Origin of the sequence: Geobacillus sp. DSP4a (genome assembly GCF_013096875.1) — a bacterium.
In the GTDB taxonomy this organism is placed as follows: domain Bacteria; phylum Bacillota; class Bacilli; order Bacillales; family Anoxybacillaceae; genus Geobacillus; species Geobacillus thermophilus.
On record NZ_SDLD01000131.1, the window covers coordinates 1 to 1094 of the forward strand.

Below are 1094 nucleotides of genomic sequence, written 5' to 3' on the forward strand. Positions count from 1 at the left end.
GTTTTTTGGTTTGATCATACAGCCATCGCAGCAACACATACGCGATGAACGCCGCAAACAGTTGGTTGTATACCGCATTTTCCGTCGTGCCAAACAAGGTCGGGACATTCAGATATTGCTTCACCCAACGGAAAAAGACCTCAACAGTCCAACGTTGTTGGTACATGTCGGCAATGGTTTCCGCAGACGCATGGAAGAGGTTCGTCACGACCCGAATGTCGCGGCCATTTGCATCTCGAAAGATCACTACCCGGTGACGCTTGGTCGATCGGCATTGTTTCGTCCCCAACTGGCACGTGAAGTCGGCTTGAACCGATGAGGATGTGCTGGAAAGGCGTTTCAAGCTTTTTTTTGATGAAGTTCGATGTTGTCCTTCATCCGAATGACAAAGAGCTGATGCTGCTCTACAAATCGATCGAGGCGTTCGATTTTGAAATACGCCCGGTCTTCCACCAGCACTTGTTGAGCGTTCGTCAACTGTTCTCCCACTGGGCCATCGTGACGCAGTCCGGTCGTTTCCACCACGTCTGCCGGCAACGAGGATTCCGGCGAATACGCGACGTGCAGCTTCACTCCGGCGCGTTCGCCGTGATACGGCGCCCATGGGAGGCGGTTTTTCCCGACCGTGACGGTCGTCGAATCCACCACCCGAAGCGGTTTGGGAAACCGAAGCGAACGGCGGGTTTGGCGGTTGCACTTGGAAATGATCAACGCCAACAAGCGTTTCATGATGTCATAGGGAACTTCTTTCGCTTTCTTGGATACTGTGGAATAATGGAATTGCGGCAATCCATACAGAGGCCCCACATCGGCTCCGTGGCGAAAGCTTTTCCATTGATGCATGGCGGCCAGCAGGAAGAAGTGAATCCACTCGCGCAACGGAAAGGTTCGAGACGAATCACGATCCCCAACCGCTTCGGCAATCCGTTGAATCTCTTCATCCGAAACAAGTTTTTGCATCAAATTCGGGAGTGTGGTATGCTTGTTCATAGAGAGCACCTCCTGGGTTTGTTTGTGTCGCTACTCACATTCTACAGGAAAGGTGCTCTTTTTTCTATACCCTTTGGATTTTATTGGATAATCAACACGCCTGA

1 pseudogene is annotated in these 1094 nt (G+C 51.4%); it reads right to left on the reverse strand.

The features are described 5' to 3' along the window. Positions 1 to 990, reverse strand: a pseudogene (locus tag ETC02_RS16630) (IS4 family transposase); the annotation flags it as partial. Positions 991 to 1094: the final 104 nt, after the last annotated feature.